Origin of the sequence: Brevibacillus borstelensis (assembly GCF_036700025.1) — a bacterium.
Classification (GTDB): domain Bacteria; phylum Bacillota; class Bacilli; order Brevibacillales; family Brevibacillaceae; genus Brevibacillus; species Brevibacillus borstelensis.
This window is the reverse complement of the sequence record NZ_CP144922.1, coordinates 2,711,604-2,727,569: the sequence shown is the minus strand read 5'-3', so window position 1 is coordinate 2,727,569 and position 15,966 is coordinate 2,711,604. Positions and strand designations below refer to the sequence as shown.

General features: G+C 50.9%; 12 protein-coding genes. 4 read left to right on the top strand and 8 right to left on the bottom strand.

The window, feature by feature from the left end:
- Window positions 1-16: 16 nt before the first annotated feature.
- The gene (miaA, locus tag V5G20_RS12805; RefSeq protein WP_422387996.1) at window positions 17-970 is read right to left on the bottom strand and encodes a tRNA (adenosine(37)-N6)-dimethylallyltransferase MiaA; all 954 of its coding nucleotides are present in this window, start codon (window positions 968-970) and stop codon (window positions 17-19) included.
- Window positions 971-972: 2 nt separating this feature from the next.
- A complete protein-coding gene (locus tag V5G20_RS12800; RefSeq protein ID WP_003385749.1) occupies window positions 973-1,758 on the bottom strand; it encodes a class I SAM-dependent methyltransferase in 786 nt (261 codons plus the stop codon).
- A gap of 269 nt (window positions 1,759-2,027) precedes the next feature.
- Here V5G20_RS12800 and V5G20_RS12795 point away from each other — a divergent pair, with 269 nt between their 5' ends.
- Entirely contained in the window at window positions 2,028-2,702 is a 675-nt protein-coding gene (locus V5G20_RS12795; protein WP_031932882.1) for an SIMPL domain-containing protein, read from the top strand.
- Between the two features lie 252 nt (window positions 2,703-2,954).
- Window positions 2,955-4,250 (top strand): hemolysin family protein, encoded by a 1,296-nt coding sequence (locus V5G20_RS12790; RefSeq protein ID WP_031932883.1) that lies wholly within the window; start codon window positions 2,955-2,957, stop codon window positions 4,248-4,250.
- Window positions 4,251-4,344: 94 nt separating this feature from the next.
- On the opposite strand, the gene mutL is transcribed toward V5G20_RS12790, so the two are convergent.
- The 6 genes from mutL to miaB form a co-directional block, all read right to left on the bottom strand.
- Complete coding sequence (gene mutL / locus V5G20_RS12785) at window positions 4,345-6,465, bottom strand: DNA mismatch repair endonuclease MutL (protein ID WP_003385752.1); 2,121 nt, start codon at window positions 6,463-6,465, stop codon at window positions 4,345-4,347.
- 21 nt (window positions 6,466-6,486) lie between these two features.
- Window positions 6,487-9,063 (bottom strand): DNA mismatch repair protein MutS, encoded by a 2,577-nt coding sequence (gene mutS / locus V5G20_RS12780; protein ID WP_003385753.1) that lies wholly within the window; start codon window positions 9,061-9,063, stop codon window positions 6,487-6,489.
- A 110-nt stretch (window positions 9,064-9,173) separates the two neighbouring features.
- Window positions 9,174-10,496 (bottom strand): putative amidoligase domain-containing protein, encoded by a 1,323-nt coding sequence (locus tag V5G20_RS12775; protein WP_311068401.1) that lies wholly within the window; start codon window positions 10,494-10,496, stop codon window positions 9,174-9,176.
- 118 nt (window positions 10,497-10,614) lie between these two features.
- A complete protein-coding gene (gene cotE, locus V5G20_RS12770; RefSeq protein ID WP_003385755.1) occupies window positions 10,615-11,175 on the bottom strand; it encodes an outer spore coat protein CotE in 561 nt (186 codons plus the stop codon).
- A 132-nt stretch (window positions 11,176-11,307) separates the two neighbouring features.
- Complete coding sequence (locus V5G20_RS12765) at window positions 11,308-11,751, bottom strand: RicAFT regulatory complex protein RicA family protein (protein ID WP_003385756.1); 444 nt, start codon at window positions 11,749-11,751, stop codon at window positions 11,308-11,310.
- Window positions 11,752-11,757: 6 nt separating this feature from the next.
- Window positions 11,758-13,269: a tRNA (N6-isopentenyl adenosine(37)-C2)-methylthiotransferase MiaB gene (gene miaB / locus V5G20_RS12760; RefSeq protein ID WP_024983809.1), complete on the bottom strand. Its 1,512-nt coding sequence runs from the start codon at window positions 13,267-13,269 to the stop codon at window positions 11,758-11,760.
- Window positions 13,270-13,718: 449 nt separating this feature from the next.
- Here miaB and V5G20_RS12755 point away from each other — a divergent pair, with 449 nt between their 5' ends.
- The gene (locus V5G20_RS12755) at window positions 13,719-14,948 is read left to right on the top strand and encodes an S-layer homology domain-containing protein (RefSeq protein ID WP_003385760.1); all 1,230 of its coding nucleotides are present in this window, start codon (window positions 13,719-13,721) and stop codon (window positions 14,946-14,948) included.
- A 161-nt stretch (window positions 14,949-15,109) separates the two neighbouring features.
- On the top strand, window positions 15,110-15,958 hold the full coding sequence (locus V5G20_RS12750) for a lipoate--protein ligase family protein (RefSeq protein ID WP_003385762.1): 849 nt from the start codon (window positions 15,110-15,112) through the stop codon (window positions 15,956-15,958).
- Window positions 15,959-15,966: the final 8 nt, after the last annotated feature.

Here is a 15,966-nt window from a genome sequence, read left to right as displayed (position 1 = left end):
TAAAAGGACTTGTATGTTATATATTCGGCAATTGAGGAAACTTTCCTGCCATTATCTGTTTGATTGTTTGGACGATCTTCGGGTAGTCATCGGTGTTCGTAAGGTCAAACCACTCGATAGCTGACATCCGCCGGAACCAGGAAAGCTGCCTTTTGGCAAAATGCCTCGTACGCTGCTTGATATCGTTCACGGCTTTCTCCAATGTGATTTCTCCGTAGAGGTAAGGGATCAGCTCTTTGTACCCGAGTCCCTGCATAGAGGTCAATGCCGAACCGTAGCCGAGATCCAAAAGTCGCCTTACTTCCTCTACCAGACCGTCCTCAATCATCTTGTCCACTCGCTGATTGATGCGCTCATACAGCTTTTGCCGATCCATCGTCAGGCCAATCATGAAGATGTCATAAGGCGAATATGCTTCCCTGTGTTGAAAATCGGACATCCGCGTACCCGTCAGTTGATAGATCTCCAGGGCTCGGATGACTCGTTTCACATCATTGGGATGCAGTCTTTGCGCCGTCAGCGGATCCACATCAGCCAAGAGCCGATGCAGCTCTTCCACACCCTCAATCTCGGCCAGCCTTTGCAGACGGCTTCTCAATTCCAAATCTTGCTCGGCTGCAGCAAATTGAAAGCGATGGGTCACTGACTCTATGTAGAGCCCGGTTCCTCCCACGATAAAGGGCAGATGTCCGCGTCCGTTGATCTCGGTAATCAATCGGGTAGCTGACTCTTGAAAGCGGGCTACTGAATACTCTTCATCTGGATCAATAATGTCGATCAAATGATGCGGTACTTTTGCCAATTCAGCCGGAGACGCTTTTGCAGTGCCGATATCCATCCCGCGGTAAACCTGCATGGAGTCACCGGAAATGATTTCTCCCCGAAACTGCTCAGCCAGCTCCAGACTTAAAGCTGTCTTGCCCACTGCCGTCGGTCCTACGATTACGACGAGTCTCTCTTTCTCTTGCACGTTCACTCCCCTCCGCCTTTCTCTTTATAGCTGTATACGACCTGGTTTCCTCTGGTTCGATAGGGAGTGAAACCGAACTGTTGATACAGCCTTCCTGTCTTCCCTTCCTTCAGGACGACTCGCCTTTTGGCAACGCGAAGCGCCTCCGCTACGGCAGCTTGCTCCAGTGAACGGTTATTTGCCCATTCCCTGATTCCGGCTATTCCCGCGGAGCTGTTCACCGTCTCTTCGAACATGGGATCAAAGTACACCACGTCAAATGAATCGGCAGGCAAGCTTCTCAATACGTCCAAATGGTTCCCGACCCGAACTTCCACCCGCTTCATCGCTTCACGCAAAGCTTGTGATTCGGCTGGCCAGTATGCAAGCCCGTCTTCAATCAACAAAGCGATGGTCCGCTCGGATTCAACCCCGACTACACGTCCCGTTTCTCCAACGCCATGAGCAAACACGATGGCATCAGCGCCCAAGCCCATGGTGGCATCCAGAACCTTGTCTCCTGGTTGAATTTGGCAAACAGTGAGCATAGTATCATTATCGCCGCGCTCCAACCGCTTTATACGAAATGCAGCCGTGTTCGGGTGAAAAAAGAACGCTGTTTTTCCCACTGCCTCCAGTCTAGCTCCCTTGGAGGATACGATCAATACTTCCGATTCAGCAAATCTTTTTCTCAATTCAGCAAGCGAGTAGTCCTTTCGCTCTACGAGAGTCAGGTTGAAACGCGCCGCAAGCTCACGTGCGTGCCTCGTCGTTTCTGCGCTCGGTTCAAGGGAGGTGGTGACGATCATCCGTATCACCCGTTCGTAATGAAATCATGATCTGTCCAAGACGCTCCTTTTTACAATCATTCCACATTTCGCTTTTTTGGCATTCTTGTCCACTTCATTTTTATATCTTTTCCGGTTGGGGATGTCAAATCTGTTTTTGCCTCTCCCTTGGCCTGCAATAAATTTTTTACAAGAAGTTTACAATCGCTGGACCTTTGATCTTGAGGTATGGTCTCGATGCGGCGTAATACAGTGTAGAGAGCATATTTTTATGAAAGGTGGTTCGTTTGATGTATCCCCATCAATCCATGTCTCATTACCCTGTGCTGCCAACTCCCCGGAATCCGTACGTGATCAAGGTTACTGGCGAAGGTACAATCTCCGCGGCTCCGGACCAGGCGGTTGCGATTTTGGGAACAATTACAGAAAACCGAAATCTCCAGCTCGCTCAAGCCGAAAATGCAGAAGCTGTGTCGCGGGTCATTCAATCTCTGACGAACCTGGGAATTCCACAAGAGCTGCTGAAAACACTCCGCTACCAAATCGAAATCCAGTACCAATACCAGGATGGCAGACAAATTTTCCAGGGCTACAAAGTGACTCATATGCTCCAAGTTATCATAGGCCAGATTGAGCAGACCGGGCTTGTTGTCGATACGGCTGTCGAGCATGGTGCAAATACCGTTTCCAGCATCCAATTCACTCTAAGAGACCCCGAGTACTTTTACAATCAAGCTCTCTCGACGGCGGTCAAGGACAGCCAGCAAAAAGCCGCAACGATCGCAAGGACACTCGGTGTCCGATACAACCCTATTCCTCATCAGGTGCAAGAGCTTACCTCAGCTCCTGAGGCTCTTTCGTCTCGAGCCGAGACATTCCTTGCCAGAGCGGCCACCCCGATCCAGCCTGGTGAAATCAAAATTCGTGCATCCGTAAATGCGGAGTATACCTTCTCTCCATGTTAGCCATTGCTGCCAAATGTGCAGAAATCTCTTGAACAACGGAACACACATGTTCGCAAAACATGACCCCGCTAGGATTGCACCAACATCCACATCAAAGCCTCCATCGCTCTTCTAGATTTTGCCCTCTTACAAAAAATACATAGAAAAGACATGTGAAACCCGGCGCATTGATATTCGTAAATGTTAATATGGATGCAGCTAACCATACATTCGAACAGGGAGGTGTACGCCTTACTTGTGTAAGGCTACTCATTGGAACTAGTTAACTTAATATTGGTAGTGATCCTGATTGCATTAACCGGTTTTTTTGTGGCAACTGAATTTGCAATCGTGAAGATCAGAAGCACCAGGATTGACCAACTGGTGGCAGAAGGTCGGCGTGGTGCGCTCGCTGCAAAGGAAGTAACCACGCACCTCGATGAGTATTTGTCGGCATGCCAATTAGGTATCACGGTTACCGCAATGGGACTAGGCTGGTTAGGGGAGCCGACAGTCGAGAGGCTGCTTCATCCCTTATTTGTAAAGTGGGACTTGAATGACTCTATCTCCCATCTGTTGTCTTTCGGCATTGCCTTTGTCGCCATGACATACCTTCATGTTGTAGTGGGCGAGCTGGCGCCCAAAACGGTTGCCATTCAAAAAGCGGAGACCATTACCCTGCTTTTCGCCAGACCGATCATCTGGTTCTACAAATTGATGTATCCTTTCATCTGGTTGTTAAATGGATCTGCACGTGTACTGGTCGGCGTTTTCGGTATGAAACCGGCTTCTGAACACGAAATGGCCCACTCTGAGGAAGAGCTCCGGCTGCTGCTGTCAGAGAGCTATCAAAGTGGTGAAATTAATCAGAATGAATTGAAGTATGTGAACAATATTTTCGAATTTGACGAAAGAATCGCAAAAGAAATTATGGTTCCCCGTACAGAAATCGTCAGCTTGTCCATCCATGATTCTTTTGAGGAAATGGTAGAAACCATCAGGAAAGAGAACTACACCCGCTACCCCATCGTAAACGGTGATAAAGACGATATTCTCGGGATGATCAATATAAAAGAAATTTTGACGGCCAGGCTTGTGAACGAATCCTCTGATATGAGACTCGAGTCGTTCATCCATCCGGTCATCCGGGTCATTGAAACCATTGCAATCCGCGATTTGCTGGTAAAAATGCAAAAAGAGCGCATTCACATGGCGATCCTCTTGGATGAATACGGCGGCACATCCGGATTGGTTACTGTTGAAGACATTTTGGAAGAAATAGTCGGGGAAATCAGAGACGAATTCGACGCTGACGAGATACCCGATATCCGCAAACTGAAAGACAATCACTATATTTTAAGCGCGAAGCTTATCATCAGCGAAGTAAACGACCTGCTCGGCACCAACCTTTCAGACGATATCATCGATACACTCGGCGGTTGGTTCCTCTCCAAGCATTTCACTGCCAAGACCGGCGACAAGCTCGTGGAGGACGGCTATTGCTTCAAGGTAGTGGATATGTCTGGCCATACGCTGAAGTACATTGAAGTAACCAAAGCAGAGTCCTGACTTGCGATTCGCAACATTCGACCATATCTTCCTTTACATGAAAAGGGTCAAGGGCTTGTGCAGACAGCCCTTGACCCTTTTTTCACTTAGAAACTTACATAACGCGCTTGAACATTTTCTCCAAATCATAACTGGAGAAATGAATGATGATCGGGCGGCCATGCGGACAGGTGAATGGACTGGAGCTTTCCCGAAGTTGGCTTAGCAGGCTTTCCATCTCCGCGTGTGTCAGGAAACGATTCGCTTTGATCGACGCTTTGCAGGACATGAGTATCGCTGCCTTCTCCCTCATCGAGCGAATATCAGCCTGTGCTGCCTCGCTGGCCTCCATGACAAATTGGATCAGCTCTTCGATTACCTCCAGCTCGCTTCCTTCCGGGAACCAGTGAGGATGTGCACGTACGATAAACGTCTTTGTGCCGAAGGACTCAATCTCAAGCCCAAAGGAGCGCAGCAGCGGGAGCCGTTTGTCCAGCTTCAACGCTTCCTGGGCAGTCAATTCAACCGTATGCGGAAACAGCAGCATCTGACTTGCGACACTTTCCTCCGCCAGCTTCTGCATGAAATGCTCATAGAAGATACGTTCCTGGGCAGCGTGCTGGTCAATCAAATACATGCCATTCTCATTCTGAGCCACAATGTACGTACCGTGCACTTGGCCGACGGGATACATTTGCGGCACTGTCTCCGTTTTCTCCGCAACAGCTACATCTTCCCCGTATGGATCCAAGCTGCTCTCCGCTCCACGTTCTTCGGGACCTTTTTCATATCCATCCCGGGGAAGATGAACTTCCAGGTCGGTCCTTTCAAAATCATCCCCACTTGCTGTGGTCGCCGTGGACACCCCCGGAGAAACGGCCGCTAGTGCTGTATTAGCAGCCATACCGCCGTTTTGCCACGCTGTGTATTCCTCTCTGCCCTCTTTTACAGCGTTGTGCTTCTGCTTTCCGGCATCAACAGCCTGCTCTGTATTTGAACGGGCCAAATCATGCGCCCGAACGAGGCTCACCGCTTCAGCGGCCGGCATCTCTTCGTTCGCTCCCTGTATTTCCGGATGGAAGCTGCCGGGACTGGAAAGCGGCTGCTGTATTTCTGCCTGAAATGGCTTTGTAGTGTCTGCATTCGATTGACCGGCAGGCTTTGACCAGGTCAGATCAAACTGCGGCTGTACCACCTGCTCGATAACCCTTGCCTTGCGCTCTGCTGTCAACGGACGCACAATGTCCAGTCCCTGGCGCAGCGTAGACCTCACGCATTGCTCGATCGCCGTGCACAGCTCGTCTTCCTTGCTAAAACGAACCTCCAGCTTTGCTGGATGGACATTGACATCCAGCAAAGTCGGGTCCATCTCGATCTGGAGCGTGACGATCGGGTAGCGGCCGATCGGAAGCAATGTATGATAGCCGCTCATGATCGCGTTGTTCAACCCGAAATGGCGTACGTATCGACCATTTACAAGGGTAGACAGATACGACCGGTTTGCCCGGGTTACTTCCGTTTTGGAAATGAATCCGGTCCACCGAAAATCGAGCGTCTCTCCGCTGATCGGCAGCAGCAGCTTGGCTACCTGAACACCGTAAATGGCAGCCATTACGTGCAGCAGCTTGCCATCCCCGGATGTATGCAGCAAATTCTTTCCGTTATGAGTCAACGTAAATGCCACTGAAGGGTATGTCAGGGCTAAACGGTTGACGTAATCGGAAATATGGCCAATCTCCGTAGAAATCGATTTCATATACTTGAGGCGGGCTGGCGTGTTGTAAAACAAGTCGCGGACAATGATCTCGGTCCCTTTGACAGCTGCGATTTCGCTAATGCTTGCAATCGCTCCACCCTCCATCATCAACCGAGTCCCTACCTGCCCGCTCGATTGGGTGCTCGTCAGTTCCACCCGGGAAACCGCCGCGATACTGGGCAAGGCCTCTCCGCGAAAGCCAAGCGTCCGTATTCGGAACAAATCTCGGGGACTGCGTATTTTGCTCGTCGCATGGCGTTCAAAGGCGAGACGGCAATCCTCCCGATCCATGCCTTGACCGTTGTCGACTACACGGATCAGGGAAAGGCCGCCTTCTTCCACATGGATTTCCACTGTGCTTGCCCCTGCATCAACTGCATTTTCCACCAGTTCTTTCACAACGGAAGCGGGCCGTTCTACCACTTCGCCTGCGGCGATCATATTGGCCAGGTTGTCATCCAGCACATGTATGTTCCCCATCGGTTTCCTCCTCGAACTGGTTTACTTGCTTTTTTTCATTTGCTGTTTCCAATGGAAAAGCTTCAGCATGGCGTCCATCGGCGTCGTCTGATTGAGGTCCAGCTCGCGGAGCTCAGACAGCACCTGTTCCTCTTCTGGCGACAACAGGGATTTCGGTTCTTCGCGTACAGCAGCCACTGGAGCAGACCAGAGCGTTTCCAGGGACATTTGCACATCACCTGCCGTCGTGCCCGCCGACTCCAATCCCGCCAAAATTTCTCGTGCACGTTCAATGACCTGCTGGGGCATCTCGGCCAGCTCTGCGACGTGGATTCCGTAGCTTTTGTCTGCGCGGCCAGGCTCAATTTTGTGTAAAAAGAGCAGCTTTCCGGCCCGTTCTTCACATCTTGCGTTCACATTGACGACTCCGGTCAACGATTCCTCCAGACCTGTCAGCTCATGGTAATGGGTAGAGAACAACGTTTTGGCACCGATCTTTTGTCTGATGTATTCAATTACCGCCTGTGCCAGAGCCATTCCGTCATAGGTAGAGGTGCCTCGTCCAATCTCATCGAGCAGGATCAAGCTTTGGGCCGTTGCTTTTTGCAGAGCGTGCCTGGTTTCCAGCATTTCCACCATAAACGTGGAATGCCCGGAGGCCAGATCGTCGGCAGCGCCAATCCGCGTGAAAATCTGATCGACCAAAGACAACCGGGCTGCTTTTGCCGGCACGAAGCAGCCGATTTGCGCCATGACGACCAAGAGCGCAATTTGCCGCATGTACGTGCTTTTCCCGGCCATATTCGGACCGGTAATGAGGAGAATCTGCCGATCTGTCTGGTTCATATGAACGTCGTTGGCGACGTATTTTTCCCGTTCGAGGACGGCTTCTACCACAGGATGTCTGCCATCTGTAATGACACATTCACCCGTTGTGACCAGCTCCGGACGTACGTACCCGCGTTCGTCGCTTACTGTAGCGAATGCCTGCAGCACGTCGATCGCTGCCACCCGCTCCGCAAGGCTCTGCAAGCGCGGGATATGAGCCGCTACCTCATTGCGAATCTGGACGAACAATTGATACTCCAGCTCGATCAGCTTTTCTTCCGCCTCCAGGATCAGCGCTTCCTTTTCCTTTAATTCGGGCGTGATGAAGCGTTCCGCATTCGCCAATGTTTGCTTTCGTTCATACCGGCCAGCTGGCACGTTAGCCAGATTCGCCCGTGAAACCTCGATGTAATAGCCAAAGACCTTGTTGTATCCCACTTTTAACGAGCGAATCCCGGTCGCTTCCCGCTCTGTCTGCTCCAGTTGGGCTATCCACGTCTTGCCCTCGCGACTCGCTGTATGAAGCTTGTCCAGATACTCATCATAACCGGTCCGGATCAAACCGCCTTCCCGTACCGAAATAGGCGGATCGTCTACGAGAGCAGCCTGCAAGTACGTGACGATGTCTGCGCACTCATCCATTCCCGCAGCCAATTCCTTCAAAACCGGTGCATCTGTCTCCAGCAGCAGCCGCTTCAACATCGGTATCGTTTCCAGCGAATGACGAAGCTGTACCAGATCGCGAGCGTTCGCATTGCCGTAAGAGATCCTTCCTGCCAGACGCTCCAAATCGTACACTTGATCCAGACAGTTCCTCAAGTCTGAACGAAGCAGCATGTCCCCTTTCAAATACGAAACGGCATCCAGGCGGGCCTCAAGTTCACTTTTGTTTACCAGCGGACGTTCAATCCAGCGGCGAAGCAGCCTGCCTCCCATCGCTGTTTCGGTGCGATCCAGAAGCCAGAGCAGCGAGCCTTTCTTCGATTTGTCCCGTATCGTTTCGGTCAGCTCCAGATTTCTGCGGGAAAAGCCGTCCATCTGCAGGTACTGCTTGGCATCATAGCGCTTGATCAACAACATGTGTGACAGGCTTCGCTTTTGTGTGACGCCGATATAGTGAAGCAGGGTGTTGACTGCCTTGCGCATGGCGAGATCAAGCTCACGTGCGTCGTTGCCGTATTGGCGGTCGACGGCAAGCCCGTCCAGCTCAGTGTCCTCTATGTATGTGACAGGTACATCTGACTTGAGCTCTCCAGCCCACCCGGATAACACCAATTCCTTGGGGTGGTACTGCATCGCTTCATCCAGCGCTGCCTCTCGTCTGCCAATCAGCGAGGTTACGTACATCTCGCCGGTACTCATGTCACAAGCGGCGACACCCATGCTGCCCTCCGCTTGCGCAATCGCAACCATGTAATTGTTTTCCTTGTCGGAGAGCCATTTGCCCTCCATCATCGTCCCGGGAGTAATAACCCTCGTGACCTCCCGACGGACGACTCCTTTCGCTTCCTTTGGATCTTCTACTTGTTCACAGACGGCTACCTTGTAGCCTTTTTTCAGCAATTCGGCAATATAAGCATCAGCAGAGTGATGAGGAACGCCGCACATCGGGATTTTTTCTTCGCCGCCGCCCTCGCGCCCTGTCAAGGTAATTTCCAGCTCACGCGATGCCACGACTGCGTCTTCAAAAAACAGTTCATAAAAATCGCCCAAGCGAAAAAATAAGAAAGTATCCGGATAGTCACGCTTGATCGCCAGATACTGCTGAATCATCGGTGTATATTGTGCCATTGTAACCTATCTCCTAGCTTCATTCTCGTTCGTCCATTATAACACGGGGAAAGCCGTATGTTGAACCTTTCCCCGTGCATGGCTGCAAGAGATCGCGCTCATCCTGGCGATTATGCTTTGCCGACGTAATGGCACCATACCTTCCTCAGATCGCTGTTTGCCGGCCAAGTATGACCTGCCAGCAAAAAAGAAAAGTAATCGTCCAGACAACTCCGCGAACGCTCGTATCCAGGCAGCGCAGATATCTCCTTCCAAATGCTGTTTACGTAAGGGACCAATTGTTCCTTTTCCCCCTTGTAATAGGCACGGATCAAGGCAGGGGCGATACAGCCTCGTGATAATATATCCGCCGAAGACGCAACCAGTCGCGCCAGATGAAGAACGCCTCTCGCCACGACGGGATGCACGAGCCAACTGGGCAAGGTGCGATACTCGAAGCCTTTTACGATTCCGTATTCCTTTTCGCGAACATCACCGAGAAATCCATAGCGTGGACGCCGTTTTTGACAGCCTTCATCTTCGATCAGGACAAGCGGAAGCGCGAGGTATGCATCCAGGCGGCGCAGCAGGGAAAAATGGGGTCTGATCCCGCTGAAGTGTATATGGCCGCCTGTCGGGTAGCCGTCGAATGGCATCCCCCCGCTGATCCATTCCACTTCCTTGTCGACGATTTTCTTGGCTGCAGCTCCGAGCGCTTTGACAATGCGCGAGAACAACGCGTCCGGCTCTGCCGAGGGCGCGGGGCGGAGCTCGACCAGCGGATGCTGATGCAGTGCAAGGTCTTCGCGATAACGGGTTGAGTCGCACCCTACTACACCACTGATCCCCATGAAATCAGAGGCAAGCGCCATTTTTCCGTCGGGATGACGAAGCGCAAACTCCGGATCGGCCCCAAGCTGGATTTGAGGACTTTCCCAGCTACCCTGTTCCTTCAACCACCACGCTTCAGCCTCGGCGAGAAATCCCGGCTTATGCTCCGCGTCCCATTCGGCGGAGATACTGCGTACTTTCACACGAAATGGAGAGGCCGCCTGCAGGATGATCTGACCTAGGTGCAAACCGACCGCATACAAGCTGCGGATCGCGAGGCGGATAACCGCCCTTGCCTCATAATCGTCGACAGCCGGATCTATTCGCTGGAAATCGCTATGAGCGATGGAGTACTTGGTCCACTGCTGCTGCACATAGGATTTTTCGACCATCAGCACGTGATTTTCAAAAAGATGAACGCGGTAGATTCTGGTTCCGGGTTCAGGGGCCGCTTTCGTCGTCACCGGTATGCCGCTGGTTCGCAGCAAATAAAGAATTCGATCCGGTTTTTGCATAAATTTGATTGTACTCTCTTCATTTCCGGGCAAGGCTGTCTGGCATCCAGGATCTCCCCATCGAGCTGGAGAGCAATCCACTTCACTTTTTGCAAACAAGGGCCTCACCTCCACTCTGATGTGATAGCCTATGTCGCAATCCGGCAAAAAGTGAAGCCGCCGCGCTCTGCTTTTGCAGACGGGCTTCATTTGGCAAAAAGAAAAAGAGGAGACAGTTTCTCTCCTCTTAATCCAATTCGTCCAGCAGGGTGGCCGAATCAAAGTCATCAAACTCGTCGCTGTTGTCTTCGTAATCACCAATCAAATGGTAATCCTTGTCGTCGCAGCTATGGCAAACGACTACGCATACCTTGGTTTCCCCGATTATTTCGACGGCATATTCACTTTCGACTCTTACAGTGACGGTGCCACCGCCGCTCAGTTCGGCTTTGACGCACTTCGGCTGTTCAACGGCGCGGGCCAGGATTTCCAGGTCTCCGCGGCTGTTTCTGTCGAAGAACGTAAGCGGAACGAGTACGGAGAAATTGACTGTCTCCCGCTTTACTTCGGTTTGCGTGTTATCTGCAAACGAGTACCAAAGGTTGACGTCATACGTACCAGATACCTCAACCGCGTCCCCTACCTTCTCTGCCTGGAAGTTCGTGTTTATCACCCAGCATCCGAGGATCGTCGAAGGAGTATGCGACGGTATGATGGTGTGGGTCGTTTGTGTGAATTTATGACCTTTACCGCAGACGGCTTTTGCGATGAGTTCCCGGCACTGCAGGTCTTTGTCTGTACCCGACATTTCGTTACCTCCTCCATACAACGTTTCTGTACATTTGTATGCAGGGCATCCGACTAGGGTGCAAACACCTACTGCCATTTTGGCAGAGCTTGTCGCCGGTTCATCCTCCCGTATCTTTCCGTTGCCGGAGTATCAGGAGCAGCAGCCGCCTTTATGCTTTTTCTCTGGTCCGCCGCCAGTCTCGCCTGTCAACGGGTTCCCGCCGGTATCCAGTACGATGCGCTCTGAAACGGTGTTGGTGATAACCGTGGTGACCATTTGCAGAAGATCGTTTACATCGACTTGCGATTGCTTAAATTCCGTAACAATCGGAATGCTGTCCAGCTCATCGTGAAGCTGATTGTATTCTGCTTCCACTTTGCTGACCAGCTCCGGCTTGTTCATCGATTCAAACATGACCATCTGTTTTTGTTTCTTCTTTAAATCGTCGATCAAATCTTGCACGCGCTCATTGTGCTTGATCTGCAGTTCTGCCCGCTTGTAAAAATCTACTTCTTTGGTCTGTGCAATCATAGCTGCCAGCTCTCTTGCTTTATCCAAAATCTCTTTTTGCGTGTACAGGCCTGTTTGTTCCATCATTCATTACACCTCGATTTTTGTCACGATTTCGCCGTGCAAGGTCCATGTTTTTACGTCATTGATCTTTACATGCGTGTATTGTCCGATCAGCGATTTATCACCCGCAAAGTGAACCAGCTTGTTTGTCCGGGTACGCCCAGCGAGCACGTTCGGGTTGTTTTTCGATTCGCCTTCAACCAATACCTCGACGACTTGATCCTGCAATGGTTTATTTTTTTCCAAACTGATTTTTGCCATCAGCTCATTCAAGCGATACAGCCGCTCTTTTTTCACTTCCATGGGAACATTGTCTTCCATGACAGCTGCAGGGGTACCTTCGCGCGGCGAATACACAAATGTATACCCGGAGTCGTAGCCTACCTCTTCAACAAGCGAAAGCGTCTCTTCAAACTGCTCGTCGGTCTCTCCCGGGAATCCGACGATAATATCGGTTGTCAGCACTACATCCGGAATCACCGCTTTAATTTTACGCACCAGCTCCAGATAGTGTTCGCGCGTATATTTGCGGGCCATCCGTTTGAGTACCTCAGTCGAACCGGATTGGACAGGCAGGTGAATGTGTTCAACGAGATTGCCCCGTTTACCCAGCACCTCGATCAGATGATCGTCAAAATCACGCGGATGGCTCGTCGTAAAGCGGATACGCGGAATGTCGATCTTGCGGATTTCGTCAAGCAGGTCGCCAAATCCGTATTCGATATCCTCAAAATCTTTTCCGTAGGCGTTGACGTTCTGGCCGAGCAGAGTGATTTCTTTAAAGCCTTGGCGGGCCAGTTCGCGCACCTCTGCGATCACGTCCTCGGGACGGCGGCTGCGTTCTTTGCCGCGCGTGTACGGAACGATACAGTACGTACAGAACTTGTCACAACCGTACATAATATTGACCCAGGCCTTGATATTGCCTACGCGGTTCTTCGGCATGTTCTCGATAATGTCGCCCTCTTTAGACCACACTTCGACGACCATTTCCTTGCTGAATATGGCATCCCGAAGCAGGAAAGGAAGCCGGTGAATATTGTGCGTCCCAAAGATCAGGTCTACCTGCTGGTAGCTCTTCAGGATCTTGTTGACAACCTTCTCTTCCTGGGACATGCAACCGCAGACACCGAGTATCAAGTTGGGATTGTTGTTTTTCAGACGCTTCATATGTCCCAGCTCGCCAAAAACCTTATCCTCGGCATTTTCGCGAATCGCACAGGTATTGAAGAGAACTACATCAGCCTCTTCGAAATCCTCTGCAAACGTATACCCCATCTGTTCGAGAATACCTGCAATGGTTTCTGAATCATGCTCGTTCATCTGACAGCCATATGTCCGTACATGATAGCGCTTGCCCTTCCCGATCTCTCTCATCTCTTCCGGGATATCAAAGTTGTAGTGTACTTGAATTTCTTCTTTGCCCCGTTTTTTTGCTTCCTTTAAAGAGGGCGGTTGAAAATATTTGGCGAAATCCTCTACCGTTTTGGATGACTTCCCGGATTTTAAGTCCGGAGTCGCTTCCTTGTTTACTGACATCAGTCTATCACCTCATCTGCAAGATGTGTTTGTAGGTAGTTACAACTCATGATTATAGCACATCAATGCCTTTTTCCTGAAATGAAATACGAATATCCTATGAAGATTCCAGAGAGCTTTATCCGCTCCTTCGCTCATCCAACCGAACGGTATGGCATGTCCGCGAAAAGCGGATTCATGAATGAGGAAACGGTCCCATATAATTTCCCAAGAGCACATCTGCTGTGGTCCGTGCCTCCCCTGTTTCCTTGTACTTGTCTCATTCATACCGGCTCCCCTTTCAGAGCCCCTGCGTCATAGCCTTTTCCTGCTTTCTTCATAGAACAGCGTTTCTGCGTGAGACTAATTACACAATTTTGCCAAACGGGCTTGGTTTTCTGCAACTTATCCTTGTCCCCTGGCGTCATAGAAGCAGGCCGAACGAAATCAAAAGAGATCAGGAGGTTTCTATGAAAAGAGTTCTTACGTTTTTAATGGCGGTGATGCTCTTTGTCACTGTCGTGCCGTTCGTCAGCGCGTCGACGACCTTCTCCGATGTCCCTCGGAGTCACTGGGCGTACAAAGAAATCCAGGCAATGGCGTCCAAAGGGATTATCAAAGGCTACGAGGATGGAAAATTCCGTCCCAACAACAAGGTAACCCGTGCCGAATTTGCCAAAATCATGATTGCAGCAGCTGGCGTCGATATTCACAAGCAAAAGGTGAGCCAGACCTTCCAGGACGTTCCGCGCAATCACTGGGCGTTCTACTATGTAGAATACGCCAAGCCGTACCTGACCGGGTATAAATCCGGGAACAAATACACCTACAAGCCTGATCAGTATGCTGTACGGGAAGATATTGCCGTCGCGCTCGTCCGCCTGTTGGGCTACGATCGCACACACAAAGCCGACCTTAGCGTACTGAAGCGCTTCAACGATGACGACCGCATTTCGGCTGCGCTTCGCCCTTACGTTGCGATCTCGATCCAGACCGACCTGATGAAAGGAAGCAACAACTACTTCCGTCCGCAAGATGCGATTACTCGTGCGGAAGCGGCTTCTCTCCTGTATCGGGCTCTGTTGGATCGCGAAGATGATGAAACAAAAGTGGTCTTCCCATCCCCTGACAAGCCAACTCCGGAGCTTCCGACCAGCGTCAGCGACAATTTCTCTTCGGAGGAATTGAAAAACTGGGATACAGACAATGCAGTAGGCACATGGGGTGTCATTAACAAGCAAGCAACGGCCACGACTACTGACCGCAAGCTGGAGCATTTCTTCCTGCCTTTGATCTGGAACGAAAAGGCCAATACGGATCACTTTGAAATGTCTGTGGATGTCAATGCGAACGGGACAAACGGTTTGGGCGGCCTTTACTTTAACGCAAAGGACGGCAAAGCGCATGTCGTTTTCCTGAACAAAGATCGTGTGACCCTTGCGACCGTGGATGACGTCAATGACGACGATTTCGATACCATTGCATCCGGTTCTTACAAGCTGAAAGGGACGAACAAATTGAAAATCGTGGTAAAAGACGATGCCGTTTCGATTTACATGAACAACCAGTATTTGTTTGGCCAGGAAAAATTGAAGCTTTCCAATACTCAGCTTGGCCTTTATTTGCAAAAAGATGCGACAAAGGATGCTCCGCGCAAGCTGACCTCTCTTGATAACTTCACGTTTAAAGTGCTTGACTGAGTTTCGATATCACCGTTTCCGTCGGTTGTGCGGTCCGCTTGTGGCCGCCAGCCGGAAACGGTTTTTTTATTCGCGGCAAAAATTGCGTGTAGAAGATCACTAGAAATGAATGGCGTTCAGAGTTATAATGGTAGCGATTCTTGACCGGGAAGGGGTTTCCTATGTCATTTCTTGTAAACCAGCCGTTTTTGTGGATGGATTCGGGCATCTACCGGGAAAGCCCGCTTGAGCCTCTCTCCCGTGACGAAGCGTTGGCGGCTCAGATGAAGAGAGATGGAGCAGCCCCCATTTTACATTTGTGGGTGTATGACAAAGCCCTGTACCTGGGGCGGCGCGATGCCAAGCTCCCCCGGTTGGAGGACGCTTTACGCCATTTTGGACAGCAAGGCTTTGGCTGTGTGCTGCGGTCTTCCGGCGGCGCCTGTGTCCCGCTCGATGCTGGTGTGCTAAACTTGGCCTGTTTGCTGCCCGATACCACCATCTCTATCGATGCATTTTTCCGCTTCGTTACCGGCTTGCTCGCAGTCGGACTGCGTGACTACGGTGTCATCGAGTTCGGGGAGGTGACAGGCTCTTACTGTGCCGGAGAGTATGATTTTTCGATTCACGGAAAAAAAATCGGCGGCATGGCTCAGCGCCGCACTCGTTTTGGTTCCATCCTGCAGTTGTGCATCAATGTGGAAGACCAGCCCCGCGGAGAGTGGATGGAACATTTTTACGATTTGGCCGGCCTGGCTGAAATGGAGAAAAACAAGCCGATCCCCTTTATTGACGGAAAAACAGTGGGCAGTATTGATGCCCTCACCGGCAAAAGCGTCTCTGTAGCCGACGTCAAAGAACGGCTGCTTGCTGCCATTCAATCAGAATGGCCCGTACAGCCTGCAGCGTTTGCCGTTGATGCGCAAACACTTTCCGAGTCTCGTGTCCATTTGGCAGAAAGGCTTGACTTATTTGCATTTACAGCGGAAGAGTTGCGTAAACCAGACTGGAAATTAACAGCCGAACCGTAAAAACGTAT

Bases quoted from the DNA above. Each gene is read 5' to 3' on its own strand.
- V5G20_RS12800 (WP_003385749.1), bottom strand. From the start codon at position 1,758: ATGATCGTCACCACCTCCCTTGAACCGAGCGCAGAAACGACGAGGCAC.
- V5G20_RS12795 (WP_031932882.1), top strand. From the start codon at position 2,028: ATGTATCCCCATCAATCCATGTCTCATTACCCTGTGCTGCCAACTCCC.
- mutL (WP_003385752.1), bottom strand. From the start codon at position 6,465: ATGGGGAACATACATGTGCTGGATGACAACCTGGCCAATATGATCGCC.
- mutS (WP_003385753.1), bottom strand. From the start codon at position 9,063: ATGGCACAATATACACCGATGATTCAGCAGTATCTGGCGATCAAGCGT.
- cotE (WP_003385755.1), bottom strand. From the start codon at position 11,175: ATGTCGGGTACAGACAAAGACCTGCAGTGCCGGGAACTCATCGCAAAA.
- V5G20_RS12765 (WP_003385756.1), bottom strand. From the start codon at position 11,751: ATGGAACAAACAGGCCTGTACACGCAAAAAGAGATTTTGGATAAAGCA.
- miaB (WP_024983809.1), bottom strand. From the start codon at position 13,269: ATGTCAGTAAACAAGGAAGCGACTCCGGACTTAAAATCCGGGAAGTCA.
- V5G20_RS12755 (WP_003385760.1), top strand. From the start codon at position 13,719: ATGAAAAGAGTTCTTACGTTTTTAATGGCGGTGATGCTCTTTGTCACT.
- V5G20_RS12750 (WP_003385762.1), top strand. From the start codon at position 15,110: ATGTCATTTCTTGTAAACCAGCCGTTTTTGTGGATGGATTCGGGCATC.